Source organism: Aestuariivirga sp. (assembly GCF_046093005.1).
Classification (GTDB): domain Bacteria; phylum Pseudomonadota; class Alphaproteobacteria; order Rhizobiales; family Aestuariivirgaceae; genus Aestuariivirga.
In genome coordinates this window covers 1-26,818 of the sequence record NZ_JBJTER010000183.1, presented here as the reverse complement: position 1 = coordinate 26,818, position 26,818 = coordinate 1, and the positions used below count along the sequence as shown (strand labels likewise).

The following is a 26,818-nucleotide window of genomic DNA, read 5'->3' as shown; positions in this document are numbered from 1 at the left end:
ATGAGCTTCGCGATATCGGCGGAATTCATTGCCGCGGAGAACCGGAAGCAGGAAGCCGCCCTGGCCGAGGACTATGCGGCACTTGCCCGCCAGCTCGAGCGCCGGGGCATTTCCGCCGAGGCAATGACCGCGCGCGCCATGAGCTTCGCGGTCGCTGTTCCCACCTGGGGGGTGGGCACCGGCGGCACCCGGTTCGCGCGGTTTCCGGGCCCGGGCGAGCCCCGCAACATCCACGACAAGCTGGAGGATTGCGGGGTCATCAACCAGCTGACGCGGGCCACGCCCAATGTCTCGCCGCATTTTCCATGGGACAAGGTAAGCGATTACAATGCCTTGCGCCAGGAGGCGGCGTCCCACGCGCTGGGTTTCGACGCGGTGAATTCCAACAGTTTTCAGGACCAGAAGGGCCAGCGGCTGTCCTACAAGTTCGGTTCGCTCGCCCATGCGGACAGGGCGATTCGCGAGCAGGCTGTGGAGCACAATCTCGAATGCATCGCGATCGGGCGGCAGCTCGGCTCTGCGGCCCTGACGGTGTGGATCGCCGATGGCGCGAATTTCGCCGGCCAGTCGAACCTCAATGCCGCCTTTGACCGCTACATCGAATCACTGAAACTGATCTACGAGGCCCTGCCGCGGGACTGGATGGTGTTCCTCGAGCACAAGCTCTATGAGCCGGCTTTCTATTCCACGGTGATCAGCGACTGGGGATCGAGCCTGATGGCGGCGCTGGAGCTCGGCCCCAAAGCCCGCTGCCTCGTCGATCTCGGGCATCATGCGCCCAACACCAATATCGAGCAGATCGTGGCGCGCCTGATTCGCGCCCGGAAACTGGCCGGGTTTCATTTCAATGATTCGAAATATGGCGATGACGACCTTGATTCGGGCTCGGTTGACCCGTTCCGGCTGTTTCTCGTGTTCAACGAGCTGGTGGATGCCGAATTGCGCAAGGCCGAGGGTTTCGCGCCGGCCTACATGATCGACCAGTCGCACAACGTGACGGACCCGATCGAGAGCCTGATGGCATCGGCGATGGAGATCCAGCGAGCGTTCATTCAGGCTTCGCTGATTGACCGCGAATCACTCACCGCGGCGCAGGACGCAAGCGATGCCATGCTTGGGCATCGCCTGGTGAAGCAGGCCTTCATCACCGATGTTTCACCGATTCTTGCCGAATCACGCCGCCGCAAGGGCGGCGCCATCGATCCGATCGGGCTTTACCGGGCAAGCGGCTATCGGGCGCGCAAGACGGCTGAACGCCCGCCGGTGGAAGGAACGGCCGCCGGCATCGTGTAGGACGCGGCACGGCGGCGCTGGCGTTTGCCGTCAAGCCACCAGGCTGTGAAGGGCCGAGCTGGTCTTTTCGATCTGCTGGGTGATTTCGCTGTGCCGGTTCTTCAGCAGATCGAGATGCTGACGCAGCAGGTTGATCGCCTTCTCGCTGGCCAGCACATCTTCATCCGGGCCCAAAACCTCAAGAATGTCTCTGATTTGAGCAATCGGCACGCCGAGGCGGCGGAGGGTGAGAACGTTCTTGAGACGCCGGACATCGCTCGCGAGATAGGTGCGGAAGCGGCCATGGCGCGGCGGCGAAATCAGTTCGGCGCGCTCATAGAATCTAATCGTTTTCGGATCGGTGCCGGTAAGCTTCGCCAATTCGCCGATGAAAAGGAATCCATCCTGAGGCGAGATAGTGGCTTCAGACTGAGTCGTCGCAGTGTTCTCAAGCTGTGTGTCCATGATCAAACATTCCATGAGGGTTGCAATTTCTTCCTGATTTGGCCGTTTAACATCTTTTAATTGATCGCGTCAAGGGTGTATAATTGAGGAAAATACACCATAAGGCTGTATGACCAAGACCAGCATTAAGGTCTACTTTCTTAGCTCGCACGATCTATACCAAGTATAATATAAATTTTTTCGCATACTTTAAATGTTAAGGAAACAACTCAACAAGCAATTCACAATTATACCAAATGTAAATCATTGAAATTTAATGGCTTTTAAGAAGTTCTTAATGATTCTTTCTTCAACTAGGGGGCGTTAACACATGAATTCCCGCTTGCCGGGTCCTCAAACATGGAAAGAAGACTGCCATCATGATTATTCTCATCGACAATCGTATGGATGTGACCGACGCGTATCGAGCGAGTTTCGGCCGTGAGGGCGTCTCGGCGGCAACCTTCACGCCGGCCGACTTTGACAATTGGTTCCACTCCACCAGCGGTCCGGACCTTGCCGCTGTCGAAGCCTTCATTCTGGGCGACTTCGACCACCGCGAAACCATCACCCGTGCCATCAAGACCAAGACCGAGGCCCCGGCCATTGCCCTTAACGATTCGACGGGCCTCGAATCGACCCTCAAGCTGTTTGCCGCCGGCGCCGACGATGTGATTCGCAAACCCGTTCATGCCCGTGAAATCATTGCCCGGATTGGCGCCATCCGCCGCCGTGCAGCGCCCGTCAGCAAGGGAACCGACCTGGGCGATCTCCGGGTGTTCAACGATGGCCGCGACCCGGAGGTGGGCGGCATCACCCTGGCGCTTCCCCGCCGCGAACGCCGGATTCTCGAGTATCTCGTCGCCAACCGGAACCGCCGTGTCAGCCGTGACCAGATTTTCAATGCTGTCTATGGGTTGTTTGATGAGGAAGTCGAAGAGAGCGTGGTCGAAAGCCATATCAGCAAGCTTCGCAAGAAACTCCGTAACGTTCTCGGTTACGATCCCATCGATACCAAGCGCTATCTTGGCTATCAGATCATTTCGCGCGCGATCACCTCACAGGCCGCCTGACAAGGCGGCTGCAATATCCCGGAACGGATCCGCCGCTGGCGGGTCCGCCGCCTGCTGGCCCAGAATTCGATAGAGCTTCGGCACCAGGTCCACCGCCCGGTCAAGTTCAGGGTCAGCGCCCGGCACATAGCCGCCTAACGCCCGCAAGTCCCGTGTATCCTCGAAGCGCGCCACGAGCCGCTTCAACTCCCGCACCGCCTTGGCCTGATCGGCGGTCCAAACCCGCGGCGCCAGGCGCGACAGCGACGCCAGAACATTGACGGCCGGATAGCGGCCCTGTTCGGCAATGGAGCGGTCCAGCACAATATGCCCGTCAATGGTGCCGCGCACTGTATCCGCGACCGGATCGTTATGGTCGTCGCCGTCCACCAGCACCGTATAGATCCCGGTTATGGAGCCCTGATTCGCGGCGCCGGGGCCAGCGCGCTCAAGCAGCTGCGGAAGATCGGTGAACACCGAAGGCGGATAGCCGCGAGCCACCGGCGGCTCGCCCGCCGAAAGCGCAACTTCGCGGCAGGCATGCGCATAACGCGTCACGGAATCCATCACCAGCAGCACATTCTGGCCGAGATCGCGGAAATATTCCGCCAGCGATGTCGCCAGCTGCGGCGCCAGGCGGCGCATCATGGCGCTCTCGTCGCCGGTTGCCAGAATGGTGATCGCATTGTGCGCCGCCGAGCCCAGCGTGTGCTCGACGAACTCCCGCACTTCGCGTCCCCGTTCGCCGACCAGCGAAACAATCAGGCAGTCGAAAGATGCGGAATGAGCGATCATCGACAGAAGTGTTGACTTTCCGACGCCAGAGCCCGCGAAAATGCCGATTCTCTGACCAAGGCAAATCGGCGTAAACGTATCGATGACACGGACGCCAGTCGCCACGCCCCTGGAAACAATCTGCCGCGCCATGGCGGGCGGCGGCGTGGCTGCCAGGCCCGCTGGGCGCTCGCCATGGCGGAGCGTTCCGCCGCCATCCACGGGCCTTGCCAGCGCATCGATAATTCGGCCGCGCCAGCTCTCATGAGGATAGAAGGCCAGCTCGCCGCGCGGATAGACGTTGTCCGTCAACGAGATGCTGGCCCGCGCATCATAAGGCCTGCACAAGGCGTAATCCCGATCGAGCCGGATGACCTCGGCCAGTTCGGGGCCGCGCTTGGTGGCGATCTCCACCCGCGAGCCCAGGTGAAGCCAGCGTGAAAGGCCGCCAATCTCCACCGCCGATTGACCGATGGCGCGGATTTCGCCCACCGGGCGCGCAAAGGGCAGGTTCTGCGCTGTTTCGCGTATGCAGCGTGCCAGCGCCTGCAACGGGAAGCGCTCTGTCTGGGGGATGGCGTGCATTACGAGCCGCGCGGGCCGAGGGCCTGGATGGTCTCGCGAATCGCCTGATCGCGCTGTTCGAGGCTGCTGCTCATGGCCTCAAAGGCCCGTTGCACAGAAATGAGCCTGGTGATTTCCGTCACTGGATTTACGTTCGATTGCTCGGTGAATCCCTGGACAATGGCGTTGGCTGTGAAGTCCTCCACCGGCGCTGGCGCAGCCACCGGCAGGAAAGACGCGTTTTCAAAACGATTGTAGCCTTTGCTGAAATCCAGCTCGAACAGCCCGATTGCGCCGACGTTGCGGCCATCCTGGCTGATGGCGCCATTGCTGCCGATCTCCGGCGGTCCGCCGCGTGGATCGAGTGTCAGCGGCGATCCGCTTGGATCGAGGATCGGGTGGCCGGCAAGCGACACCAGCTCTCCGGTCGGCAGCAGCTGCATACGGCCGTCACGGGTATAGGCGGCGCCCTGCGGCGTGGATATCGCCAGATAGGCGTTTCCCTTCACCGCGACGTCGAGCGGGTTGCCGGTTCTTGCAAAACCGCCACTCGCCGAATTCACATGGGGGCCGCCGCCAAACGCAAAGCTGGTGCGAAAGGGTTTGGTATCGGAAACAATGGTGGAAAACGTCACCGCCTCACCGCGGTAACCGACCGTCCCCGCGTTGGCGACGTTGTTGGCGATGGTCTCCAGCCGCCGGATCAGCGCGATCTGGCCGGACACTCCTACCGGCGATGTCGTATCCATCAGCGCCCCGGGCCTCTCAGCAGCTGCATGCTGAGCAGCAGCGAGTTATCGAATGTGGTGAGCAGCGACTGGCTCAACCCCACCTGCGGCACGTTGGCCGTGGCGGTTCCATTTGCCGCCTGCCACTTCGCGGTGAAACGGGTGATAAAGTTGTCGAGCTTCACGGGATCCTTGAAATCCTCCACATTTATTTTGGCCCGCAGAAAAGCGGCTTGGGTATCGACATCGGCGTTGGAATAGGCGGCTGGAAGCCCAAGCGCCGTCTGCACCACCTTGTAGAGCGCGGCATCCGCCATCAGGCCATAAGTGCTCGCCACCGATGAAGCCTTGCGCTGAAAGTAGAGCGCCAGCCGCAAGCCCTCGTCGGCCTTGCCGGCGTCGGCCTCCAGCTGGACGCGCATGTAGCGGTCAACGGTTCCCTTCTGCGTCCGCTCAAAAGCCGTTGCGGTTCCGCCGTAGCGGGCGAAGTTAAAATTTTCGGCGAATTCGCGGAATCGTGGATCGGCAAGCTGGAGTGCAAAGCTCTTGTTGCCGTCAACGCCCTCCATCAGCACCTTTCTCATGAAGGCCTTGCCATAGATCATGTCCTTCAGGCCAAAAGCCGTCATGGCAAAGTTGAACAGCCTGTCGTTCTTCATGAAATCGTCAACCGACTTCACGTTGCGGATGTTAGCCATATAATAGTCGGCTTCGCGCTTGATTTCGGGACGCTGTGAGATCGTCCCGATACTCCTGTCGATGTTCCTGACGATCTGCTGATATTTGGCGACTGTGCCGAGCATTTCTTGGCTCCTTGCGCATGCTACTCTGCGGCCTCTCCCTTGCCCGGGCCTGAATCCCCCGCGACAGGCCCGCGCAAGCCGTTCTCTCTATCAGCTTTTCAGAATTACCGCCGGGGAGCGTTTCAAAATGACCTTTGTTATCGGCATGGTCATCGTGTTCGGCAGCCTGTTAGGCGGCTTCGCGGCGATGGGCGGCCATATCGGCGTTCTTTGGCAGCCCTTCGAATATGTGATCATCCTCGGTTCGGCGATCGGAACGTTCTTCGTCGCCAATCCCATGAAGGTGGTGAAGGATACCTTCAAGGGGATCATGGAAGCTATCAAGGAAGCCGCGCCGAAACCCCGCGACTATCTCGACACGCTGGCGATCCTCTACGCGCTGATGCGCGAATTGCGCACCAAGACCCGAACTGAAATGGAAGTGCATGTCGACAACCCCGCGGAGTCGGAAATCTTCAAGGCCTTTCCGAAAATCCTCGGCGATAAGGACCTGACCAACTTCATCTGTGATTTCTGCCGGCTGATCATCATTGGCAACGCCCGCACCCACGAGATCGAAGCGCTGATGGATGAAGAGATCCAGACGATCCAGCGCGACAAGCTCAAGGTCTATCTGGCGCTCTCGGCCGTCGCCGACGCCCTGCCGGCGCTTGGCATCGTGGCGGCCGTGCTGGGCGTGATCAAGGCGATGGGGTCGCTCAACGAGCCGCCGGAAGTTCTGGGGCACCTGATCGGAGCAGCGCTGGTCGGCACCTTTGCCGGAATTCTGTTTTCATACGGCGTGTTTGGACCCCTGGCCACCAAGGTGAAAACGGTCCGTGAGAAGAAGGTCCGGCTCTATGTCATCATCAAGCAGACCCTGCTCGCCTTCATGAATGGCGCCATGCCGCAAGTGGCGCTCGAACATGGCCGCAAGACTATCTCCGCCTATGAGCGGCCCAGCATCTCCGAGGTCGAACAGGAGACCATGAACAGCGGCGGCGAATCCAAGGCCGCCTGACATGTCTAAACCCCTTGAAGCTTCACATTTCAAGACACGTGAACGGACGGCGCTTTCGAATTCCTCCGGCGCCGCAAAGCTCGCGAAACTGCTTGATGCTTCCTGCCGCAAAGCGCTTGAAAAGTTCCGCAATGTGCCATGGCAGAGCTCGCTCGAGGCCATCGACGGCGGCGCCCAGCTTCCGGCTGAGGGCGGGGGCAAGCATGTGCGGCTCGAATCCGAATTCGGGTCCCTTACCCTCAATCTGTTTCTTGACCGGGCGGCGGTTTCGGCGGTCATTGAGGCGGCCATGGGCGGCACCGGGGCCGAACCCGCGTTCAACATGAATGACCGGCCGCTGTCAAAGATCGAGAAGGGGCTGATCGCGCATCTCGAAACCACTCTCGCCAAGGAAATCGCCGCCGCCGTTTCCTCCCATCTCTGCATGGATGTCGGCCTCTTTGACGCGGAGGAGCAGCCTGGGATCACCGCCGCATCAGGCGAGCTGATTCAATTCCGCTACCTGATCAATATCTTCGGCTACAGCGGTGAAATCAGGCTGACATTTCCAGCAAGCGAGTTGGAAAAGCAGTTGAAGTCCGCTGAGGCGCGGCTTTCCGAAGAGATCGATGCCGTTCAGCAGCAACAGCTCCAGACAGAGGTCAACAAATCCGATATCGGGCTCACCGTGACGTTGGGAACCGAAATCCTTTCGCTTGAAGATATCTCCGGCCTCAGGCCCGGGCGGCTCATCGAACTCTCGTCAACTGTTTCCGCCTCCGTCACTGTGTGGAGCGGCGGGGTGGCGGCCTTTCAGGGACGGCTGGCCCGCAACGGCGACCGTCTGGCCGTGGCGATTTCGACAGTCATGTCATGACAACCTTCCGGCAAGCTGCGACTGCCTAAATGAGTGAGGCAAGTGTGGGCCAAGATGATATCATGACTGCGCAATTCGGCGATCAACTGCCCGACGTCTCTCCCGATGGCGGGGCCTCTGAGAATGAAGCGAGAGGCACGGCCGGGCTGCCCAGCGCCTTGCTCCGAATTCCTGTCTCCGTGCAGGTGGTGATCGGCACGGCGCGCCTGCCATTGTCCCAGGTCACACAGCTGGCGCCAGGGGCGACGCTCACCCTTGACGAAAAACTCGGTGCGCCGGCGCGTATGCTGGTCAATGGAAGGGAAGTGGCGCGCGGAGAGCTCTTCGTCCTTGAAGGCCCCGAAGGACGCCTTGGCCTGACGATCAAGGAAGTCGCCAGAACCGATTCGGACAACTGAGTATCTGGCGTGGAGTTGCCGCCGTTGCAGGTTCCCTTTCCAGCACCCGCGCGACGAGGGCAGGAGAAGGTCGCGATTCTGCTTCTCGCCTTGGGCGAGCGCCTCGGCACGCAGCTCCTGCAGAAATTCGATGCCTCTGAGGTAAAGGCAATCATGAACTCGGCCGCCTCCATCGGCCGTGTTGATAAGCAGGACCTCGATGTCATCGTCGACGATTTTGCGGCGCACTTTGCGCGGGCCCTGGGCATCGGCACCGACTTCGATGACGTAAAAAACCTCGTCGAACGGGCGTTTTCCGCGAATGAACTTTCGAAAATGTTCGGCTCACAGATCATGCATACGGGTGAGCCGGCGTGGAGAAAATTCGAGAATGGCATGGAGAACTCTCTCGTGCCTTATCTCCTGGACGAGCACCCCCAGACCATCGCCTTCATCCTCTCGAAGCTAGATTCGGAATTCGCGGCGCGTTGCCTGTCCATGCTTCCAGGCGATTTCCGCATCACTGTGGCGAAGCGGCTGCTAAAGGTGCAGCCCGTCGAAAAAGTGGTTGAAACGCTCGTTGAGGCGGTCATCGAACAAGACCTCCTCGCCAAATCTGACATTGGGCTCGAAAACGAGAGCCGCAGCCGGCTGGCGGCGATGCTCAACAAGATCGACCGCGAGAAATCCGGCGAGATCATCGCCGGCGTCGCCGCCTGGAAGCCGGATGAGGCAGCGAAGCTGAAACGCCTCATCTTCTCCTTTGAGGATATCGGAAAGCTTTCGCAGGAGGCGCGGCTGGCGGTATTCGACAAACTCCAGACCGATCAGGTCGTTGTGGCGCTCCGCGGCATGGATGGCGCTATCAAGGAGGTGGCGCTCTCCTCGCTCGGCGCGCGGGCGCGCCGTATGGTGGAAGCGGAACTGGCCAACGACAAAGGCATCAAAACCAAGGAAGGCGACGCGGCCCGCGCCGCCATCGTTGCGCAAATCCTCGCCATGGCGCAGCGCGGCGACATTGAATTGCCGTCCGACGATTCGGCGGCGCTCTGAGAACGGTCTAGCGGCGCATGGCCGAGGATCAGGATAAAGAAAGCAAAACCGAAGAGCCTACAGAAAAGCGCATTGCCGACGCCATCGGGACGTTGCCCTTTTCGATGGCGCGCGATGTCACGCTCTTCGGCTCCCTGATAGGCCTGCTGGGCACAATGCTCCTGCTCGCCAGCTGGTCGTCGGCTCAGCTGATGAGCAGCCTCAAGACCGCGCTCGGCGCGGCTGGCGCAATGCGCATTGAAGATCGCGAGGCGGCAGCGTCTTTCTTGACGGCATTGCTCGCCGAAATCGCCATTCCGCTCCTGCCCGTTCTGGCGCTTCTGGCAGCCGCGTCTCTGATTGCATCCATCGCGCAGCACTCTCCATCCATGGCGGGTGACAGGATCGAGCCCAAGCTGTCGCGGGTTTCGTTGCTTTCGGGCTGGAGCCGCCTGTTCGGGAAGGCCGGGCTGGTGGAATTCGCGAAATCCACCATCAAGATCCTGGGTGTGACAGTCATTCTCTGGTATCTCTTCAAGCGGGATATGCCGCAATTCGTGTCGGCGCTGGCAGCGGAGCCCGGCGCCTTGCCGCAAAAATTGCTGGACATGGCCTCCAGCGTCATCATGCCGCTGTTGGGATTCGCCCTGTTACTGGCCCTGATCGATCTGGTCTGGTCGCGGTTCCGCTGGCGGCGCGACCTGCGGATGACCCATCATGAGATCAAGGAAGAGATGAAGGAGGCGGAAGGCGATCCTTACATCAAGGCCAGGATCCGGAGCATTGGCCGCCAGCGGGCGTCCCGGCGCATGCTTGAAAAGCTGCCGACCGCCAGCATGGTCATCACCAATCCCACTCACTACGCCGTGGCGCTGCATTACTCCCGCGAGGATGGCGGCGCTCCCATGGTGGTGGCCAAGGGTGTCGATCACCTGGCAATGAAGATTCGCGAGATTGCCACCCAGCATCGGGTTCCCCTTGTCGAAAACAAGCCGCTGGCGCGGGGGCTTTACGAACAAGTCGAAGTCGATGCCCAGATTCCCCCTGAGTTCTACCGGGCGGTGGCGGAGATCATTCACTACCTCAACAAGACCGGGCGGCTTCCGGAACACGCCCGCCTGAACTGAGGCCTGCAAGGCCGGAGCAAGCTTGGATTTCTATTGATTAGCGATCCATTTACGGAGCCAGAGCGGTGTATCTCTTTGAGCTTGCATCACGCCACATGACGTGGCTCGCCGAACGCCAGGCGGTGACTGCGTCGAACATCGCCAATGCCGACACGCCCGGTTACCGCGCCAGGAGCGTTCAGTCTTTCTCGTCTTATCTCGAAGGACCGGTTCTGCAGCTCGCAGCGACGGCGCCAGGCCACATGAGCCTTCCGCCGGGCGAAGCACGTCCCGTCGAGATTACGTCCGGCGCCAGCTGGGCCTCTTCTCACTCTGGCAACAATGTCTCGATCGAAAGCGAGCTGATGACCGCGAGCTCGAGCAGCCGGATGATGAACATGGATTCAGCGGCGGTGAAGTCCTTTCACCGGATGCTCATGTCGAGCGTGAAGGTCTAGGATGAACGATCCCCTTCTCTCGATCATGCGGACTGCATCTTCCGGGCTGCAAAGCCAGTCGATGCGGCTGAAAATCGTCTCCGAGAATCTGGCCAATATGGATTCGACGGGATTGACGCCCGGCGCGGCCCCCTACCAACGGAAAATGGTCACCTTCGCGCAGTCGCTCGACGAGGTGACGGGCGCGGGAACCGTGACCGTGGACAAGATCATCCGGGATCAGGCGCCGTTCAAGAAGGAATATGCACCTAATCATCCCGCCGCCGACGCCCAGGGCTACGTCAAGCGGCCGAATGTGGAGATGATGATCGAAATGGCCGATATGCGCGAGGCGTCCCGGTCATATGAGGCGAATCTGCAGATGGTCCGGCAGGCCCGCGAGATGACCTCGATGATGGTCGATCTGCTGAAAGGCTCCTGAAAAACATGATCACGTTCCCCGGCATATCAAGCCTGCCGGAACTGACGATGCGGACGTCCCAGACGTTCGCCGCGCAGTCCCCGGAATCGCAGCCAGGCGGCCCCAGCTTTCTCGATACCTTGGGCCGCCTGGCCTCAGAAACCGCAACCGCCGTGCGCGAGGGCGAGGCCGCGACAGCTGCCGGCATGCAGGGCGCGCTGCCGCTGCAGAGCGTCGTCGAAAAAGTCATGGCCGCCGAACGCACCCTCCAGGCGGCCCTTGCCGTCCGCGATAAGGCCGTGAGTTCTTATCTCGAAATCAGCCGGATGCAGATCTAGGAGTATACCATGCGCGCTCTTTCCATCGCCGCGACTGGCATGTCGGCTCAGCAGCTTAACGTTGAGGTGATCGCCAACAACATCGCGAACATCAACACAACTGGCTACAAGCGCTCGCGCGCGGAGTTCACCGATCTGCTTTACCAGGTGGAGCGCATGCAGGGCATTCCCGCCCAGTCGCCCGATGACATCGTGCCGGAAGGCGCTCAACTCGGTCTCGGAACAAGGCTGTCGGCCATACGGCTTATCAACGTGCAGGGGCCGCTGGCCGAAACCGGCAATCAGCTCGACCTTGCGATCAACGGCCCCGGATGGTTTCAGGTCTTAGGACCTGAAGGCGAGATCCTGTACACGAGATCCGGCGCGTTTAACACCGATGCGGCAGGCCAGATCGTCACCAGCGACGGCTATCCAGTCGAACCGGCGCTGACCGTGCCCGCGGGCACGACCGGCATCGAGATCACGGAGACCGGCGAGGTCTTTGCGAAGCTCGAGGGCCAGGCAGACCTCGTGGCCGTTGGCCAGATAACCCTGTCATCCTTCACCAATTCGGCCGGCCTCAATGCGCTGGGAGGAAACCTCTTTCAGGCCACCGAGGCCTCTGGGCCCGCTGTCAATGGCGTTCCCGGAACCATATCCTTCGGCAACATCCGGCAAGGCTATCTTGAGAACTCCAATGTCGATCCGATCCGGGACATCACCGAGTTGATATCAGCTCAGCGGGCATATGAGATGAACTCCAAGGTGATCCAGGCAGCCGACGACATGGCCGGCGTGGTCAGCAAGGGCATCCGTTAAGCCATGAGCCGGATCTGGATGGCCATCTTCCTTGCCTGCGTCCCGGCCTGTCTCGCCGGGCCAAGCGACGCCCTGGCCGAAACGGGCTCAATCCGCAGCCTGCCTGTTCCAACGGTGACAATCTATCCGGGCCAGGTCATTGAAGCGGACCATCTTACCTCGCGCAGATTTCAGACGACGCCGCAGTCGCTGAGTGGCATTGCCGTGGATGGCGAGCAGATATTGGGAAAAGAAACGAGACGGCGGCTGATTGCCGGCCGCCCGATTTCCCTGGCGGCGCTGACCAAGCCAGCCGCGATCAAACGCGGCGAGTCCGGCGTCGCCTTCTACCGCGAGGACGGCTTCTCCATTTCGACGCCGGTCATCGCGCTCGAAGACGGCGCGTCCGGCGATGTTATTGATGTCAGGGCTACCGCCAATGGTTCGGTCATACAGGTTGAAGTAAAATCCAACGGCGAGTTGGCGGTCCTCGCGGAATGACCCGGCTTTTGCTGTTTGCCGTTGCGTTGTGTTGCCTGTGCCAGACGGCATATGCGTCTTCGCGTATCAAGGATATCAGCGACGTCAACGGAATCCGTGAGAACCAGCTCGTCGGATACGGCCTCGTCATCGGGCTCGCGGGCACCGGCGATACCATGCGGAATTCGCCGTTCACGGAACAGTCCACGCGGTCGATGCTGCTGCGCTTTGGCGTGGCCGTGCCGCAGAACGCGGTGCGCGCCCGAAACATCGCCGCCGTCGTAGTGACCGCCAAGCTGCCGCCATTTGTCTCCGCCGGCGAGCGGATTGACGTCAGCGTTTCGTCGCTGGGAGACGCCACTTCCCTGCGCGGCGGCACGCTGGTCATGACGCCGCTTTCTGCCGCTGACGGAAACGCCTATGCAGTCGCCCAAGGCGCCATCTCGGTTTCCGGCCTTGCCGCGCAGGGAGCGGCAGAACAACTGACCGAGGGCGTGCCGACCGGCGGGCGGATTCCCGGCGGCGCGCTCATCGAACGCGAACTGGCCGCTGATTTCAACCAGGTAGCGGAGCTTTCGCTTAAAATCCGCAACCCCGATTTTTCGACCGCCGCGAAAATCGCCGATGTCATTAACAGATACTCAGCCAAGGCTTTTGGCGCACCGATCGCCCAGGCGGAGGATTTCAGAACCGTATCCGTCAAGCGGCCGAAGAAGATTTCCGCCTCGCGGCTCATGGCGGCGGTCGGAAACCTGAATGTCGAACCGGATTCGCCCGCCCGCGTCGTGATCGACGAAAAAACCGGTACGATCGTGATCGGCGCAAAAGTCCGAGTCTCTCCTGTTGCCATCGCGCATGGCAACATCACGATCAGGGTGACCGAGACGCCGGAAGTGATCCAGCCTTTGCCGTTTTCCGATGGCGAGACGGCCGTGCAGCCTTCGACTGAAATTGCCATCGAGCAGGCTGGCGATAAGGTTGCGAAACTGGAAGGGCCGAGCCTCGAACGCCTTGTCCATGGCCTCAACCGCATTGGATTGAAGCCGAGCGGCATCATCGCGATCTTGCAGGCGATCAAGACCGCCGGCGCGCTTCAGGCCGATCTGGTGATCCAATGACCGCCTGCCGCAACGCAATCTCAGCTCCTGCTGCCTTGGCGCTGCTGCTGTGCGCGGCGCAAGGCGTTGGCGCGCGCGACGATGCAGCCGCTTCCGAAGACAAATCTATGGAAGCGATCATAGAAGAATACTGCACCGCGGTGTCCGATCTCGCGGGAGAACAGCGCATCGCCAGGCAGATGCAAGCGCTCAGCGAGCTTCAGACTAATGTCGAGAAGCGGCTTGAGGATCTCGAGAATGCGAAGGCCGAGCTTCAGGCGCAGATCGACCGGCGCGAAGCACTCCGCAACCTCGCCAGAGCGGAGTTGGTGGAGATCTACGCGGGCATGGACCCCGCCGCCGCCGCGGCCCAAATGGACAAGGTCGACCCGCGGCTGGCGTCGTCAGTCCTAAGGCAGCTGAAGCCGAGGCAGGCCAGCGCCATACTAGACGAAATGCGGCCGGAACTGGCTGCGCGCCTCGTGCGCGAGATCGCCGCTGCCGCACCCGCCGGAGAGACCGCGAATTGAGCGACAGCATCAGGGCTATCTTTGTTCTCGCGAGCGCGGCTCTGCTTTCGGCATGCGCCGCTGATATCGAGGATTTCAATGTTGCGCCAAAGCTCTCGCCAGTTGGCAAGAATATCGGCGCGACCGCGGATCAGCCGGCCATTGCGGAAGTCGAAGCGCTGGCCGAGCCGCCAAGAAGCTGGATTGGCGGAAACGCCGACTTCTTCCGGGATGCCCGCGCCAGCCAGCGGGGCGACCTGCTGACCATCAGAATCGCCGTTGATGACCAGGCCACGCTCAACAGCACGTCAAACCGGAGTCGCAAGTCGTCTGCCGACGGAAAAGTCGAATTCGGATACGACATTTTTGGAGTTGCCGAAGCGGACTTCAATGGACGTGCCAAAGGCAACTCGAATACCAGCAGCGCGGGGCAGGGCACCACGGCCCGCTCCGAGCAGATCGAACTTTCTGTGGCCGCAATGGTCACGCGCGTGATGCCGAACGGCTATCTTCTTATTGAAGGGAGTCAGGAGATCGAGGTCAATTTTGAACAGCGGGTCTTGCATGTCTCCGGTCTTGTGAGGCCCGTTGACATCTCGCCGGACAACTCAATTTCCTATGAGCGCATCGCCGAGGCCAGGATCTCTTATGGTGGCAAGGGCCGCATAAGCGAGGTGCAGCAGCCTGGCTGGGGCCAACAGCTCTGGGACCGGGTCTCTCCTTTCTAGCGCGGAGTTTTCGCAGTGGCGGATGACGCCTCAGGGAAGAACAAAACACTTCTGACGACACTCGTCGTCATCCTTCTCCTGACCTTAATGGGAGCGGGCGTTGGCTTCGCCGTGGGCGTGCTGTTGAAGCCGCCGGCGAACAGCGGCCAGGCCATGGCGCCCTCCGACTCCACGCCGGCGCAGGAGGCGGCAAGCGGCAAGCAGTCAGACACCGCCACCGAAACAGCGGCGGCGGACGCGCATGGGTCTGGCGCCACTCACGAAACCAAGGCGGAAGGCGACGGAGAACCGCCTGAAGATGAAGACCAGCCGGCGCCAAAGGACGTCACCGTGGTGCCCTTTTCGCCTGTTCTTACAACCCTCGGCAGCCCGAGGGAAAAATGGATCCGTTTGGAGGGCGCGATTCTCGTTAAGGCCGAATCGCAGGTTCCCGTGGAGCAGCTTGCGGAGCGCGCCGGCGAACAGATCCTCGCCTATCTGAGAACCGTCAATCTCGCCCACATCGAAGGCCCATCCGGGTTTCTCTCCCTGCGGCATGACCTGAACGAAACCTTGAAAGCCCTGTCCAGCGGCGAGGTGCAGGGCGTTCTCATTCATGGACTTGTGGTCGAATGAAGCTTCTCGCGCTCTTTCTGTTCTTGCTGTTAATCTCAACCGGCCAAGCTGGAGCGCAGCAGGTGGACCTAAGCACATTGCTGCCGCAGGGCGATCCCACGGTGGCGGGCCGCATCATTCAGTACGTGGCCCTGATTACCGTGCTGTCCATCGCGCCGGGTCTGCTCATCATGGTGACGAGCTTCACCCGAATCGTCATTGCCTTTTCATTCCTGCGGTCCGGACTGGGGCTTCAGAGCACACCCGCAAATCTTGTTATGGTTTCCTTAGCCCTGTTTTTGACCTTTTTTATCATGGCGCCTGTCTTTCAAAAGGCAAAGACCGAAGGCCTTGACCCCTACATGGCTTCCCAAATCAGCGAGAAGGAAGCTTACGGCCGCATCACGGCTCCATTCCGCGCCTTCATGCTCAAGAATGTCCGCGAGAAGGACCTTGCGATGTTTGAGCAGCTGGCCAAGGACCGGAACATCGCCGTGCAAGACGAAGGAGAAGTCGATCTTCGCATCCTGGTTCCAGCCTTTATGATCTCGGAGCTTAGGAGAGGCTTTGAGATTGGCTTTCTTATTGCGCTTCCATTCCTTGTGATCGATCTCATCGTGGCGATGTTAACCATGTCCATGGGCATGATGATGCTTCCGCCAACGGTAATATCACTGCCCTTCAAAGTGCTCTTTTTCGTCCTCATCGATGGTTGGAGTCTTCTCGCCGGAAGCCTGGTTGCTTCCTTCATCGTCCCTTAACCCCTTCCCTTAGGCGCATAGTAGCAGAATCGCCGCTAGTCTTGGCGTCGACGAGGAGGAGTGTTCCTTTCGCATGAGGCAGTCTCGTCCCGCCGGTCACAGACCGGAATTGCAAGAAGTTTGTCGCGTAAGGGTAAGGGGACTATTGGCTTATGACCAGCATTATCACCAACCAGTCTGCAATGACGGCATTGCAGAGCCTGACGACCACCAACCGGAACCTCAGTCAAACGCAGTCCCGGATTTCCACCGGCTACCGGGTCGGGAGCGCGGAAGACAACGCTGCATATTGGTCGATAGCGACAACTATGCGGTCGGACCGCGGCGCACTTTCGACTATCAAGGACGCTCTCGGGCTGGGTTCGGCGACGATTGACGTGGCCTACACCGGCATGAACAGCGCCATAGACGTGACCAAGGAAATCAAGAACAAGCTGGTGGCTGCGCGGCAGCCTGGCATTGACCGTGAAAAGGTACAGGCCGAGATTGCCGAGCTTCAGAACCAGCTCCAGAGTATCGCAGAGTCCTCCGTCTTCTCGGGTGAGAACTGGCTGTCAGTGGATTCGAGCGCCACGGGCTTCAACGCGACAAAGACCATGATTGCGTCCTTCTCCCGCAGTGGTGGCGAAGTATCAATCGGCACGATTTCGATCGATATCGGCGCGGTAAAGCTTTTCGATGCGAATGATCAGTCCGGGCTTTTGGATGCTGAAGACACGACTGCCAATGGCAGTCTCGAATACTCTGTGTCCAATCTTGATATCTCCTCCTTCACCGACACTGACGATGATCTCGAAGACCTGGAGCAGATGATCGCCTACGTTGACGAAACAATCGGCGGGATGACGACGGCTGCAAGCAATCTTGGCGCCATCAAGCAGCGAACGAAGCTCCAGGGAGAGTTCGTTTCGGCGCTCATGACGGCCATTGACAAGGGCGTCGGAGCTCTGGTCGACGCCGATATGAACGAAGAGTCCACCAAGCTTCAGGCGCTCCAAGTTCAGCAGCAGCTTGGCATCCAGGCGCTGAGCATCGCCAATCAGAACAGCCAGATGGTCTTGTCGCTGTTCCGCTGACACCCGTTTCCATTGTTTTCTCCGGCGGCCCTTTCCTGGGCCGCCGTCTTTTTTGATTAATCGATTGGCAAGGTTATCGCTTTACCTTACCGGTTTGAGGCGGAAGCGGAAAGACTCCGCTCAGGCATGATGCCGCCACCGCCTCGCCGGACGCGTATCCCGGATGTCCCCGTCAGTATCGTGTTCCAAGGGACAACAGCCTCATGGCTAGTATCATGACAAACACCTCTGCAATGACGGCATTGCAGAGTCTCAACCAGACGAACAAGCAGCTGTCCATCACCCAGGCCCGCATCTCGACGGGCTACCGTGTGGCGGAAGCGGAGAACAACGCCGCGTACTGGTCGATCGCAACGACCATGCGTTCTGATAATGGCGCCTTATCGACCGTAAAGGATGCTCTTGGCCTTGGTGGCGCGATGCTGGATGTTGCCTATACCGGTATGAACAAGGCCATCGAGGTCACCAAGGAGATCAAGAACAAGCTGGTAGCCGCCCGCCAGCCGGGCATCGACCGGGAAAAGGTTCAAGCGGAAATCGACGAGCTGCAGAATCAGCTGCTCAGCATCGCCGAAACATCCGTCTTTTCTGGTGAAAACTGGCTTTCCGTCGACTCGTCGGCAACCGGGTACAATTCGTCAAAATCGATCGTCGCGTCGTTTTCAAGAAGTGGCGGCGAGGTCTCCATCGGCACCATTTCCATTGATCTTACGACGAGTGAACTGATCGATACGGCGGACAAGTCTGGTATCCTTGATAAGGAAGACACAACGGCTAATGGCGGCGTCACATACTCAGTTCTGACACTCGATATCTCCAGCGTGATGGATACCGACGAAGACCTCGAAGACCTTGAGCAAATGATCGCATGGGTTGACGATGGGCTTCTGGACATGACGACTGCGGCCAGTAATCTTGGCGCGGTGAAGCAGCGGACAAACATGCAAAAAGAGTTTATCGTCGCGTTGATGGATGTGATCTCCCGGGGCGTCGGCACGCTCGTGGATGCCGACATGAACGATGAGTCTACCCGTCTCCAGGCGCTGCAGGTTCAGCAGCAGCTGGGCGTGCAGGCGCTGAGCATCGCGAATCAGAATACCCAGCAGATCCTCTCGCTCTTCCGCGGCTAAGGCCTGCGAACAAGCGTCCCTCCCTGACCGGGATGGACGCTATTTTTTTGCCGATTTTTCTGATGTTTGGAATTTTAACCAATCGCTAACCATAACCGTATTAACAAATCCGTGGCGGTGCCGCTTCAGGAGCGCGCCTTGGCATGATGCCAATACCGCCGGCCGGCCTTGATCCGGGATGTGTTTCCCAACCGAATATCCTCAGGGGCATCCGAAATGGCCAGTTTATTGACCAACGGGTCTGCAATGACCGCGTTACAGAACCTCACGGCTACGATTCGAAAGCTGGATGAAACCCAGACCCGGATTTCTTCTGGCCTTCGTGTTGGAAAAGCCGAGGATAACGCCGCCTATTGGTCAATCGCCACCACGATGCGCTCGGATACCGGCGCGCTGTCAACCGTAAAGGACGCCCTTGGACTGGGCTCCGCGACAATTGATGTCGCCTATACCGGTATGAACAGCGCTATCGAGGCCGTCAAGGAAATCAAGAACAAGCTTGTCGCGGCCCGGCAACCTGGCGTTGATCGCGACAAGATCCAGTCTGAAATCACCGAGCTGCAGCGTCAGCTGGTCAGTATCGGCAGCACGTCGGTATTCAGCGGTGAGAACTGGATCTCCGTTGATTCGTCCCAGGCCGGCTACAGCGATACAAAGACAATCGTGGCGTCCTTTTCCCGCTCGAATGGCGAAATCGCGATCGGCACCATCACAGTAAGCATCCAGACCATGAAGCTCTACGACGCCGCAGATCAGTCTGGAATTCTCGATCTTAAGGATACGGCCACGAATGGCGGCGTCGAATACTCAGTTGCAACCCTCAATATAGCGGCGCTGACAAACTCCCAAGCTGATATCGAGGATCTTGAGCAGATGATTGCATGGGTTGATGGGGCAGTCTCGAAGATGACAGATTCTGCCGCCAGCCTTGGCGCCGTCAAGCAGCGTGTAACCCTCCAGCAGGACTTCGTCTCGTCCTTGATGGATGCGATTACCCGCGGCGTGGGCACTCTTGTGGATGCAGACATGAACGAAGAATCCACCAGGCTTCAGGCGTTGCAGGTGCAGCAGCAGCTCGGCATCCAGTCACTCAGCATCGCAAACCAGAACAGCCAGAATATTCTCGCGCTCTTCAAGGGTTAACCAAAAGCCCCGGGTGAAACAGCCACGCCATCGGTTTGATGGCAGGATTGATCTGTATGTTCGGCGGCGGCAGAGGTAGGCTTGAAGAACGTTCTTGAGACGTTGAAGAGGCTCTTGGAAGGTCTTCGCGCGCTTGGCGGAAAGCGGCTGATCGCTCTTGGCCTCACCGGTTTGACAGTGTTCATTCTGGTTGGAGTTAGCGGCTACTATCTGAGCCGCCCGCAGCAAGAGGTTCTCTATTCGGGTCTCGAAAGCCAAGATATCACGCGAATTGGCGCCGCGCTCGATGATGCGGGTATTCCGTTCGATGTCAGCGCCGCTGGAGACGCTGTTCTCGTCGAGTTCGGGCAAGCCGCGAAAGCCCGGATGCTGCTTGCTCAGAAAGGTCTGCCGAAGAGCGACAGCGCCGGTTATGAGCTGTTCGATAAGCTGGGCTCCCTTGGCCTGACAACGTTCATGCAGCAAGTCACCAAGGTGAGAGCGCTCGAAGGCGAGCTTGCGAGGACGATCAGACTGATTGACGGCGTGAAAGCCGCGCGCGTTCATCTTGCATTGCGCAGCGAGGGCAGTTTCCGGGGCGGAAACGACCAGGCCTCCGCATCCGTAATCATCCGCGCCGATGGCGACATGGGCGCGCAGGCGGCTTCTGCAATCCGCCACCTCGTGGCTGCCGCAATTCCAGGCTTGGCGCCCAATCTGGTAACTGTAATGAGCGCCGATGGAACGCTGCTGCTATCGACTGATGATCCGGCGTCAGCCGCGCCCGAAAAACAAATCGGACTGGAGCGCTCAATTTCCGCTGATCTAGAATCAAGAATTGGCCGCACCCTGTTGCCTTACGTTGGATTGGGCAATTTGCGCGTAAGCGTTAGCGCCAAGTTGAACACCGACCGGCGGCAGATCAACGAAACGACATTCGATCCAAATTCCCGGGTTGAGCGGTCGATGCGGACGATCAAGGAGAGCGGCGAGGCGCAGAATGCGGCAAACGCCGAAGGAGTTACCGTAGAACAGAACATTCCGGTCGAGCAGGCCGCGAATCCGGCCGGAGACACGTCAAGCGAACGCAAGGACCGCAAGGAAGAACTCACGAACTATGAGATTAACTCGCGGTCGACCTCAACGACATCGGACGGCTACTCTATCGAACGGCTGTCCGTGGCGGTCGTCGTCAATAGGTCGGTTCTGACGCGCGGCTTGGGCGACAGCCCTGATGAGGCGGCGGTCTCCGCCAAGATCGATGAGATTAGGGGGCTGGCGACATCGGCGGCGGGTTTCGTCGAAAGCCGTGGCGATACGATCACCGTCACGACAGTGGATTTCCTCGACGACCTGGGCGGCGGGCTGCCGGAAGACAGCGAGGGGTTGGTAGCTTGGCTGGGAAGCCACTTGCCGCTGCTGATCAATACGGGAGTCTTGCTGCTGATCACGGTGCTGGTCCTTCTGCTCGGGCTTCGCCCGGCGCTCAAGATGATCATGAACGATCAGCCGCAGGGCGGGCTGCAGCTGGCTTCTCCTCCCGGACTCCCGGGCGATTCGGCCGGCATGCCTATAGCCGACATGTCGCTGTCCACCTCGGCCCTTGACAACTTTGCCATGCCCCAGCTTCAGGGTGCGGAAGCCGATCCCGTGCTGGACAGTCTCGCGCGAGAGGTATCAAACAGTCCCAAGGACCGTCTCGCGAAGATCGTGGAACTCGATCCTGACCGGGCCGTGGAAGTTCTGAAGCAGTGGCTCGATGAGCCGGCCGGGCGCGCCGCATGATTCCGCTCGCCCGTTGGCTTGAGGGCGGCGCTGAGGCGCCACCCGCCCCTGCGTTTGCGTTAATGAGCGGCGATGACGCGCTTGACTGCGCGCCCGCGGAGCCAGAGCCGGCGGCGCCCGCCGCGACGGACGCAAGCGGCGCTACCGCACAGCAACTGGCGGAACTTGAGGATGCTCTCCGGCACGCCAGGGAACAAGCGGAGCGGGAACGGAACGAATTCCGGGAAAGGGAGCGCGAGCTGATCGAATGCGCCGCAGCCGCTGCCGTCCAGGCGCTGGCTGAGGGCCTGGCGCGCATGACCTCGGAGATCAAGTCCGATGTTGAATGCGCGTTGATGGATGCGCTGGCGCCGTTCATCAGCGCGGAGATAAGGCGGTCGGCGATTGATGAGCTCGTTAAGCTTATTGAAACAGCGGCGTCCAACCCGGGCGATCTGGGGCTTGTCATCCACGCTCCCGGGGAGCTCCATGGCCCTCTTGCCGAGGGTCTCGCCGCGCGCGGAATCCCCGCGGAACTCCGGGATTCTGCCGAGATAGCGCTTGTTTGCGGCCCGCTGCGCTCCCGCTTTGAGGAGCTGTCGGCGACGTGGCTGGCCTCAGTCATGGACTGCGGCCGATGAGCGAAACCGCGGGCGGCAACCCGCCGGAAATTGTGATTGTGAGACGCAAGCCGCCGGATGACGGCGCTGGCGGCAAGGGCGGCAGCTGGAAGATCGCCTATGCTGATTTCGTCACGGCCATGATGGCTTTCTTCCTCGTCATGTGGTTGATTAACGCCTCAAACGAGGAGGTAAAGACCCAGGTTGCCAACTACTTCAATCCTATCAAGCTGACGGATTCGACGACGGGCGCCCGCAGCGTTATCGACACCGCCGATGTCGAAGACTCCAAGAAGAAAACTGACAGAAGAAACGGCCAGCCGCCAGGAGTGGCCACGGATGTTGCGGAAGACGCCGCTCTTCTGTCCAATCCGCCCGTCGCGCTGGATGCCATAGAACGTAAGAGCGCTGGCGGCAGGGACGTTGGCTCCCGGGCGGGCGATGTCGAGGACCCTGCGCCGGCGGCAGTCACCGACAAGTCGAACCCTGGTATCGGCGACCCCTTTGATCCAAAGAGCTGGCAGAAGGAAGCGGTTCCCGTTGCCCCCGCCGTCGAGGATAGCGCTATAAAGCGTCAGCAGAATGAGCAGGCAGCAAGTTCGGGCAAGTTGAGCGCCTCAGAGTCTGTTGAGGCGTCGTCCAGCCCGGCGGAAAAACCGGCAGAGCCGCAGGTGGACGCCAGGGATGCCGCGGGGCTTGACCAGGCCCAGAAGCTGCTTGCCGACATTGCCGCGGCGCTTGGCCGGCCAGAGAAAGAACTCGGCGGCTCTGTTGACGTCAAGACAACCGGTGACGGGCTGGTGATAAGTCTGACAGAAAGCGAAAAGTTCGAAATGTTCAAGGCTGGCTCCGCTGAGCCCGAGCCTGAGACGTTAAGGCTTGTTGCCGCAATTGCGAAGGCCATCCAGACCGTCCCTGGCGGAATTTTTGTGCGCGGACACACCGATGCGCGACCTTTTCGAAACAGGTACTATGATAACTGGCAGCTCTCGGCGGCCCGGGCGCAGGTTGCCCGCTACATGTTGCTGCGCGGCGGCCTTGAAGATGGCCGTATTCTTCGTGTTGAAGGTGTCGCAGACAGGGAGCCTTTGAACGCCGGCAATCCGCTGGCGGCGGAGAACCGGCGCATTCAGTTCTTCATTCAGATGCCGAAGCCATGAGGATTGTGTTTCGCGTAATGGCGCTTGCCTTTCTGCCGCTGTTGTGCGGGCCAACGCAGGCCGAGGAGCCCGAAAACTCTCCTGCGATGCCGCTCCCCGAGACGGTATCTTCTGCACCTCCGCGGAGCGAGGCGGTGCTCGCTTCGCAGCTGCTCATCGAAACTCTATTCCGCCTTCAGGACGAGAGCGCGATGGGCGTGGCGCAATCCCTGCCCAGGCAAAAGGACCTCCTTACAGAAATTGGCAAGCAGCTCCTTGAAGCCGAAGTCGAAGATGCTGACGATCTTGCATTTCACATCGCCGGCTATGCGCTGAGCGGCGGGAACCCGGAGGTGGTTGACCGGTTCTTGGCCTCGGCGGCTCTCACCGGCGGCAAGAGGAGATTGCTCGAAGCCTGTGCGGCCTACATGCGTGGCGACAGAGACGCGGCTCTGAGCATCTTTTCGGCCGTGGCTATCAGTTCGTTACCTGCGTTCTTGTCTGGCCGGATTGCCCTCGCGCGCGCCGTAACCCTGGCGGACGACCAATCGCTTCAGCAGCGGGACCTTCAATACGCAATCGCTGCAATGCCTGGCACGCTTGTCGAGGAGTCCGCCTTGCGCCGGTCTGCACTCGGCTTCGCTCAGGCGAGGAAGGAAGAGCCTTTCTTCACGCGGCTTGACCGCTATTGCCGCAGATTTCCGAACTCACTTTACGGCGAGCCGTTCTGGGAAGACATTACCGGCGCCTTCGCCGCCTGGGAGTTCAAGGATCCTTTGCCGCGGCTGGAGCGATTGAAATCCTGCGTGCGCAAGCTCCCGGAGGACAGGCGCAGCGCCGTCTATCTTGGTTTGGCACGGAAAGCTGCCTTGGCGGGGCAACAACAGCTGACGCAGGCAGCGGCGGGAGAATTGCGGATCTTGGCGGATCCGGGCAGCTCCGAATATCAAACGGCGCAGCTCTACGCGAACCTCTATGCCGTCGCAACCGCTGATGACGGGCGCAGGCTGGAGGCGCTCAGTCAGATCGTCCAGGACAAACTTGATCCTGTCGAGAAATCCCTGCTGATGGCAGCCACGACGATCGGTCGCAGTCTGAACGCGCCGCTGTCGAAAGCGAACGGTGGCAACAGTGAGCAACAGGAACCGGTGCCGCTGCTCGAGAGGGGCGATGCTCTTCTGAGAGAGGCAAGCGGCTTGCTGGATCAGGCGCGGTCATGAACATTGGAGTAGTGCAGCCGGCCGATGCTGGTGGCTCGGAAAGAATGCCTAAGCCAGCCTCGCCCCGGGCCCAAACCGGGAATGCGGCTGGATTTGACGCAGTGCTGGCGTCCGGCGAAGAGACAACGGCCTCAGCCGGGCCGGAGCCAGATGAATCCGGCAGGGCGGATCAGCTCCCCACGCCCTTGAATGGCGTTGGATATCTTGTGGAGAGGCAATTACTCCCCGATGCCGCCACGGCGTCTCCGGCAAACGAGGCCGCTGGCGGGACGGGGCCGCTGGAGATTCCGGCGGACGGAGCCGGCGATGATGTTGAGGCAGCTTCAGCAGCCCCGCCGCCGCCGGTTGCGATAGCGCGCCCTGAAGGGTGCTGGATAGCTGAGATGCTGGTAGGCGACAATTTTGGGCGGGAGCAAGCGTCGGCCGGAGCCGGGAGCTTGCAGGTCTTCAAACACCCTGCCGCCCAGGATGCCGGAGTGACCAGGGCCGGAAACAGCGAGCTTCCGGCGTCGGCCCCTAAGGTAATGGCCCCTATCCCGGCAGTGACGGGCGAAGTTATCCTGCCACCCGCGCCACAGCCGCTGGCGCTGAGCGCGGCAATGCCGGCCGCTGTGGACTCTCCTCTGGGCCGCGACCGGCAAGTCCAGGTTCCTTCGCCTACCGAGATCCTGCAACCTTTGTCCAGTTCTGAGCCTCTCGTCTTGTTGACTGACAAACCCATAACCCTCGGGCGGGAGACCGGCGACGGCCGTTATGGGGTCCCTCCTGCCAACGCTGAGGTGAAGGCAGATCGCTTCATTGAACTGAAACCGCTGCAACCGGCGTTACCGGCGAAGGAGAGCGTGGTTGTTGGAGACAGGCTCAGCCTGATCCATCGCGCTATGCCTGCACCCGTAGTCTCTGACGCCAGAGCCCTTGGCAGAGCGCAAGATGCCAGCACCACCAGCACCAAGGCCGCGGTCAGCAAGCCAGGCGGTGAGGCCGGTAAGCTCATTGAAGTACCTGGAAATCCTCCCCTATTGGGGCCTGCTGGCGCGGCTGATGCCGCCCGGCCCGCCGCCAAGCTCCTGGCACAGGTTGCGGCGCTTGACGCTCAGGACCGCCGGCCGGCCGCGGATCCGGCGTCGCCGCCGCAACGGTTTCCATTCACTGTGCAGGACCGGGGTGGAGATGCAGGCAAGCAGTCTGGCCGCCTGACCACGCCGAGGCAGGCGGCGAGAACAGCGGAGAAGGCCAGCGAACTCGGCGTCCAGCCCGCCGCGGTTCCGGCGTCGGTCACCGGCGGCGGAAAAGTCTCCACGCCGTCCAAGCTTGAGGATGTGCTCTTGGCCCGCGCTGAGACGCGGCCGGGGGCCGCGAATGCCGCTCCTTCCCCGGCGGTTTTGCTGGCGCCAGCGGAGCAAATCCTATCGCATGTGTCCGGTGAGGCTCCAGGATTGACGGGGAAGACGCACCACAGCGGCGCCGGGTTTCTGGCGGACGCGGGTCCTGGCGGTAGAACCGGTATGACGGTTCTCAGGCTTCGTCTTCAGCCGGAAACTCTCGGGGATGTTGAAGTCACATTGAGGCGGCGGTCCACTGACGTTGTTGTTCATATCTCCGTCAATTCGGAGGAGACAGCCAGGACGCTGCAACAGGATGTCGCTCTCTTGCAAGACCGGCTTGGTCTGGCTCTCTCCGGAGAGGCTGTCGCCGCGGTTCAGATTTCGGTGCGCGATCAACCTGCGCAGACGCCAAATCAGCCGATGGCGGGTTCCGGGCAGAGCAGCGGTTTTGCCGCACCAAGCGGCGGCGAACCTGGCTCGGACCGCAGGCCGCCGCCGGGAACGAACGAGCATCTTTTTGCTCCGGAAAAGAGCGATGATGATAAAGAAGCTGGCCGCACTGGCAATCGTGATACCGGCCTCGTGGTTTAGTTACGCGGCTTGCGCCGGAGAGTCGGCGGCGAATGTCTGCGAGCGGGAGATGGCGTCGGCCGCCAATTCCGAAAACGTACCGCTGGGTGTTCTGTATGCGGTCGGACTCACTGAAACAGGCCGCAACGGCGCCTTAAGTCCATATGCCCTGAATATCGAGGGGCGGCCGGTCTTCGCGTCATCGCGGCGGCAGGCGGTCGCTGAATTCATCAAAGCGAGAGCGTCTGGGAAAAAACTGATTGATCTTGGCTGTATGCAGATCAATCATTTTTATCATGGCGGAGAGTTCGAATCGGTTTCCGCGATGCTCGATCCTCAGGCCAATGTCCGCTATGCGGCGCGTTTCTTGAAGCAGTTGAAAGCGCGGGAAGGAAGCTGGACGATGGCGGTTGCGCGCTATCATGCGGGTCCCGACAACGATCCGGCGCAGAAACGTTATATTTGCGCCGTTATCCGAAACCTTGTCGTCACAGGATTTGGAAACTGGACGCAAGAGTCCCGTGCATTCTGCAAATAGAGGTGTTGGCGCTGTTCTTAAATGGCTGTGACCAGCCCTGCATCAATTGACGGAAATGGCTAGAGCATTTTTCTATAAGACGTCAACATATCCTGCGTCTCTGAAGTAGTTTGAGCAATATTGTCGTTGGAACAACTCTAGTATGATCCCGATTCTTTGTAAGG

30 protein-coding genes are annotated in these 26,818 nt (G+C 60.2%); 26 read left to right on the top strand and 4 right to left on the bottom strand.

From position 1 onward, the window contains the following. On the top strand, positions 1-1,293 hold the full coding sequence (gene rhaI / locus ACKOED_RS15555) for an L-rhamnose catabolism isomerase (RefSeq protein ID WP_408917537.1): 1,293 nt from the start codon (positions 1-3) through the stop codon (positions 1,291-1,293). A gap of 30 nt (positions 1,294-1,323) precedes the next feature. Here the strand turns inward: rhaI and ACKOED_RS15550 are convergent, their stop codons facing one another. Then, positions 1,324-1,737 (bottom strand): MerR family transcriptional regulator, encoded by a 414-nt coding sequence (locus tag ACKOED_RS15550; protein ID WP_408917536.1) that lies wholly within the window; start codon positions 1,735-1,737, stop codon positions 1,324-1,326. Positions 1,738-2,096: 359 nt separating this feature from the next. Here ACKOED_RS15550 and ACKOED_RS15545 point away from each other — a divergent pair, with 359 nt between their 5' ends. Next, on the top strand, positions 2,097-2,789 hold the full coding sequence (locus tag ACKOED_RS15545; protein WP_408917535.1) for a response regulator transcription factor: 693 nt from the start codon (positions 2,097-2,099) through the stop codon (positions 2,787-2,789). Here the strand turns inward: ACKOED_RS15545 and fliI are convergent. From fliI to ACKOED_RS15530, 3 genes are read right to left on the bottom strand one after another with little or no spacing between them, the layout of a single operon-like run. Continuing rightward, positions 2,775-4,127 (bottom strand): flagellar protein export ATPase FliI, encoded by a 1,353-nt coding sequence (gene fliI, locus ACKOED_RS15540; protein WP_408917534.1) that lies wholly within the window; start codon positions 4,125-4,127, stop codon positions 2,775-2,777. The genes ACKOED_RS15545 and fliI overlap by 15 nt on opposite strands. Further along, positions 4,127-4,855: a flagellar basal-body rod protein FlgF gene (flgF, locus tag ACKOED_RS15535; protein ID WP_408917533.1), complete on the bottom strand. Its 729-nt coding sequence runs from the start codon at positions 4,853-4,855 to the stop codon at positions 4,127-4,129. The genes fliI and flgF overlap by 1 nt, the downstream gene beginning before the upstream one ends. Continuing rightward, a complete protein-coding gene (locus ACKOED_RS15530) occupies positions 4,855-5,637 on the bottom strand; it encodes a DUF1217 domain-containing protein (RefSeq protein ID WP_408917532.1) in 783 nt (260 codons plus the stop codon). Before ACKOED_RS15530 ends, flgF begins: the two co-directional genes overlap by 1 nt. Before the next feature lie 127 nt (positions 5,638-5,764). On the opposite strand from ACKOED_RS15530, the gene motA reads away from it, so the two are divergent. The 24 genes from motA to ACKOED_RS15410 all read left to right on the top strand — a co-directional run bounded on the left by motA (position 5,765) and on the right by ACKOED_RS15410 (position 26,654). Next, on the top strand, positions 5,765-6,637 hold the full coding sequence (motA, locus tag ACKOED_RS15525; RefSeq protein WP_408917531.1) for a flagellar motor stator protein MotA: 873 nt from the start codon (positions 5,765-5,767) through the stop codon (positions 6,635-6,637). 1 nt (position 6,638) lies between these two features. Continuing rightward, positions 6,639-7,493, top strand: coding sequence for a FliM/FliN family flagellar motor switch protein (locus ACKOED_RS15520; protein WP_408917530.1), 855 nt, complete (start codon positions 6,639-6,641; stop codon positions 7,491-7,493). Positions 7,494-7,555: 62 nt separating this feature from the next. After that, positions 7,556-7,891 carry a FliM/FliN family flagellar motor switch protein gene (locus tag ACKOED_RS15515; RefSeq protein WP_408917529.1) on the top strand — a complete coding sequence of 112 codons (336 nt, stop codon included), beginning with the start codon at positions 7,556-7,558 and terminating at the stop codon, positions 7,889-7,891. A gap of 9 nt (positions 7,892-7,900) precedes the next feature. Beyond that, on the top strand, positions 7,901-8,923 hold the full coding sequence (locus ACKOED_RS15510) for a FliG C-terminal domain-containing protein (protein ID WP_408917528.1): 1,023 nt from the start codon (positions 7,901-7,903) through the stop codon (positions 8,921-8,923). A 17-nt stretch (positions 8,924-8,940) separates the two neighbouring features. Beyond that, the gene (flhB, locus tag ACKOED_RS15505) at positions 8,941-10,029 is read left to right on the top strand and encodes a flagellar type III secretion system protein FlhB (RefSeq protein ID WP_408917527.1); all 1,089 of its coding nucleotides are present in this window, start codon (positions 8,941-8,943) and stop codon (positions 10,027-10,029) included. A 95-nt stretch (positions 10,030-10,124) separates the two neighbouring features. After that, on the top strand, positions 10,125-10,466 hold the full coding sequence (locus tag ACKOED_RS15500; protein WP_408917526.1) for a flagellar basal body protein: 342 nt from the start codon (positions 10,125-10,127) through the stop codon (positions 10,464-10,466). A gap of 1 nt (position 10,467) precedes the next feature. Continuing rightward, entirely contained in the window at positions 10,468-10,887 is a 420-nt protein-coding gene (flgC, locus tag ACKOED_RS15495; RefSeq protein WP_408917525.1) for a flagellar basal body rod protein FlgC, read from the top strand. A gap of 5 nt (positions 10,888-10,892) precedes the next feature. Beyond that, positions 10,893-11,204 carry a flagellar hook-basal body complex protein FliE gene (locus ACKOED_RS15490; protein ID WP_408917524.1) on the top strand — a complete coding sequence of 104 codons (312 nt, stop codon included), beginning with the start codon at positions 10,893-10,895 and terminating at the stop codon, positions 11,202-11,204. Between the two features lie 9 nt (positions 11,205-11,213). After that, the gene (gene flgG / locus ACKOED_RS15485) at positions 11,214-12,002 is read left to right on the top strand and encodes a flagellar basal-body rod protein FlgG (protein ID WP_408917523.1); all 789 of its coding nucleotides are present in this window, start codon (positions 11,214-11,216) and stop codon (positions 12,000-12,002) included. Between the two features lie 18 nt (positions 12,003-12,020). Next, entirely contained in the window at positions 12,021-12,482 is a 462-nt protein-coding gene (gene flgA / locus ACKOED_RS15480; RefSeq protein ID WP_408917522.1) for a flagellar basal body P-ring formation chaperone FlgA, read from the top strand. Then, positions 12,479-13,579 (top strand): flagellar basal body P-ring protein FlgI, encoded by a 1,101-nt coding sequence (locus ACKOED_RS15475; protein WP_408917520.1) that lies wholly within the window; start codon positions 12,479-12,481, stop codon positions 13,577-13,579. Before flgA ends, ACKOED_RS15475 begins: the two co-directional genes overlap by 4 nt. Before the next feature lie 107 nt (positions 13,580-13,686). After that, positions 13,687-14,088, top strand: a complete 402-nt coding sequence (locus ACKOED_RS15470; protein WP_408917519.1) for a MotE family protein — start codon at positions 13,687-13,689, stop codon at positions 14,086-14,088. Then, positions 14,085-14,795 carry a flagellar basal body L-ring protein FlgH gene (locus ACKOED_RS15465; protein WP_408917518.1) on the top strand — a complete coding sequence of 237 codons (711 nt, stop codon included), beginning with the start codon at positions 14,085-14,087 and terminating at the stop codon, positions 14,793-14,795. The genes ACKOED_RS15470 and ACKOED_RS15465 overlap by 4 nt, the downstream gene beginning before the upstream one ends. A 15-nt stretch (positions 14,796-14,810) precedes the next feature. Continuing rightward, a complete protein-coding gene (locus ACKOED_RS15460) occupies positions 14,811-15,410 on the top strand; it encodes a flagellar basal body-associated FliL family protein (RefSeq protein WP_408917517.1) in 600 nt (199 codons plus the stop codon). Next, positions 15,407-16,150, top strand: a complete 744-nt coding sequence (gene fliP, locus ACKOED_RS15455) for a flagellar type III secretion system pore protein FliP (RefSeq protein ID WP_408917516.1) — start codon at positions 15,407-15,409, stop codon at positions 16,148-16,150. The genes ACKOED_RS15460 and fliP overlap by 4 nt, the downstream gene beginning before the upstream one ends. Positions 16,151-16,302: 152 nt before the next feature. Then, positions 16,303-17,226, top strand: coding sequence for a flagellin (locus tag ACKOED_RS15450; RefSeq protein WP_408917515.1), 924 nt, complete (start codon positions 16,303-16,305; stop codon positions 17,224-17,226). 203 nt (positions 17,227-17,429) lie between these two features. Then, positions 17,430-18,356 carry a flagellin gene (locus ACKOED_RS15445; protein ID WP_408917514.1) on the top strand — a complete coding sequence of 309 codons (927 nt, stop codon included), beginning with the start codon at positions 17,430-17,432 and terminating at the stop codon, positions 18,354-18,356. A gap of 216 nt (positions 18,357-18,572) precedes the next feature. After that, on the top strand, positions 18,573-19,499 hold the full coding sequence (locus ACKOED_RS15440; protein WP_408917513.1) for a flagellin: 927 nt from the start codon (positions 18,573-18,575) through the stop codon (positions 19,497-19,499). A gap of 81 nt (positions 19,500-19,580) precedes the next feature. Next, entirely contained in the window at positions 19,581-21,263 is a 1,683-nt protein-coding gene (gene fliF, locus ACKOED_RS15435; RefSeq protein WP_408917512.1) for a flagellar basal-body MS-ring/collar protein FliF, read from the top strand. Then, positions 21,260-21,883, top strand: a complete 624-nt coding sequence (locus ACKOED_RS15430; protein ID WP_408917511.1) for a hypothetical protein — start codon at positions 21,260-21,262, stop codon at positions 21,881-21,883. The genes fliF and ACKOED_RS15430 overlap by 4 nt, the downstream gene beginning before the upstream one ends. After that, on the top strand, positions 21,880-23,022 hold the full coding sequence (locus ACKOED_RS15425; protein WP_408917510.1) for a flagellar motor protein MotB: 1,143 nt from the start codon (positions 21,880-21,882) through the stop codon (positions 23,020-23,022). The genes ACKOED_RS15430 and ACKOED_RS15425 overlap by 4 nt, the downstream gene beginning before the upstream one ends. Before the next feature lie 17 nt (positions 23,023-23,039). After that, a complete protein-coding gene (locus tag ACKOED_RS15420; RefSeq protein ID WP_408917509.1) occupies positions 23,040-24,221 on the top strand; it encodes a hypothetical protein in 1,182 nt (393 codons plus the stop codon). A 701-nt stretch (positions 24,222-24,922) separates the two neighbouring features. Next, positions 24,923-26,137 carry a flagellar hook-length control protein FliK gene (locus tag ACKOED_RS15415; protein ID WP_408917508.1) on the top strand — a complete coding sequence of 405 codons (1,215 nt, stop codon included), beginning with the start codon at positions 24,923-24,925 and terminating at the stop codon, positions 26,135-26,137. Next, complete coding sequence (locus tag ACKOED_RS15410; RefSeq protein ID WP_408917563.1) at positions 26,085-26,654, top strand: transglycosylase SLT domain-containing protein; 570 nt, start codon at positions 26,085-26,087, stop codon at positions 26,652-26,654. The genes ACKOED_RS15415 and ACKOED_RS15410 overlap by 53 nt, the downstream gene beginning before the upstream one ends. Positions 26,655-26,818 lie beyond the last annotated feature (164 nt).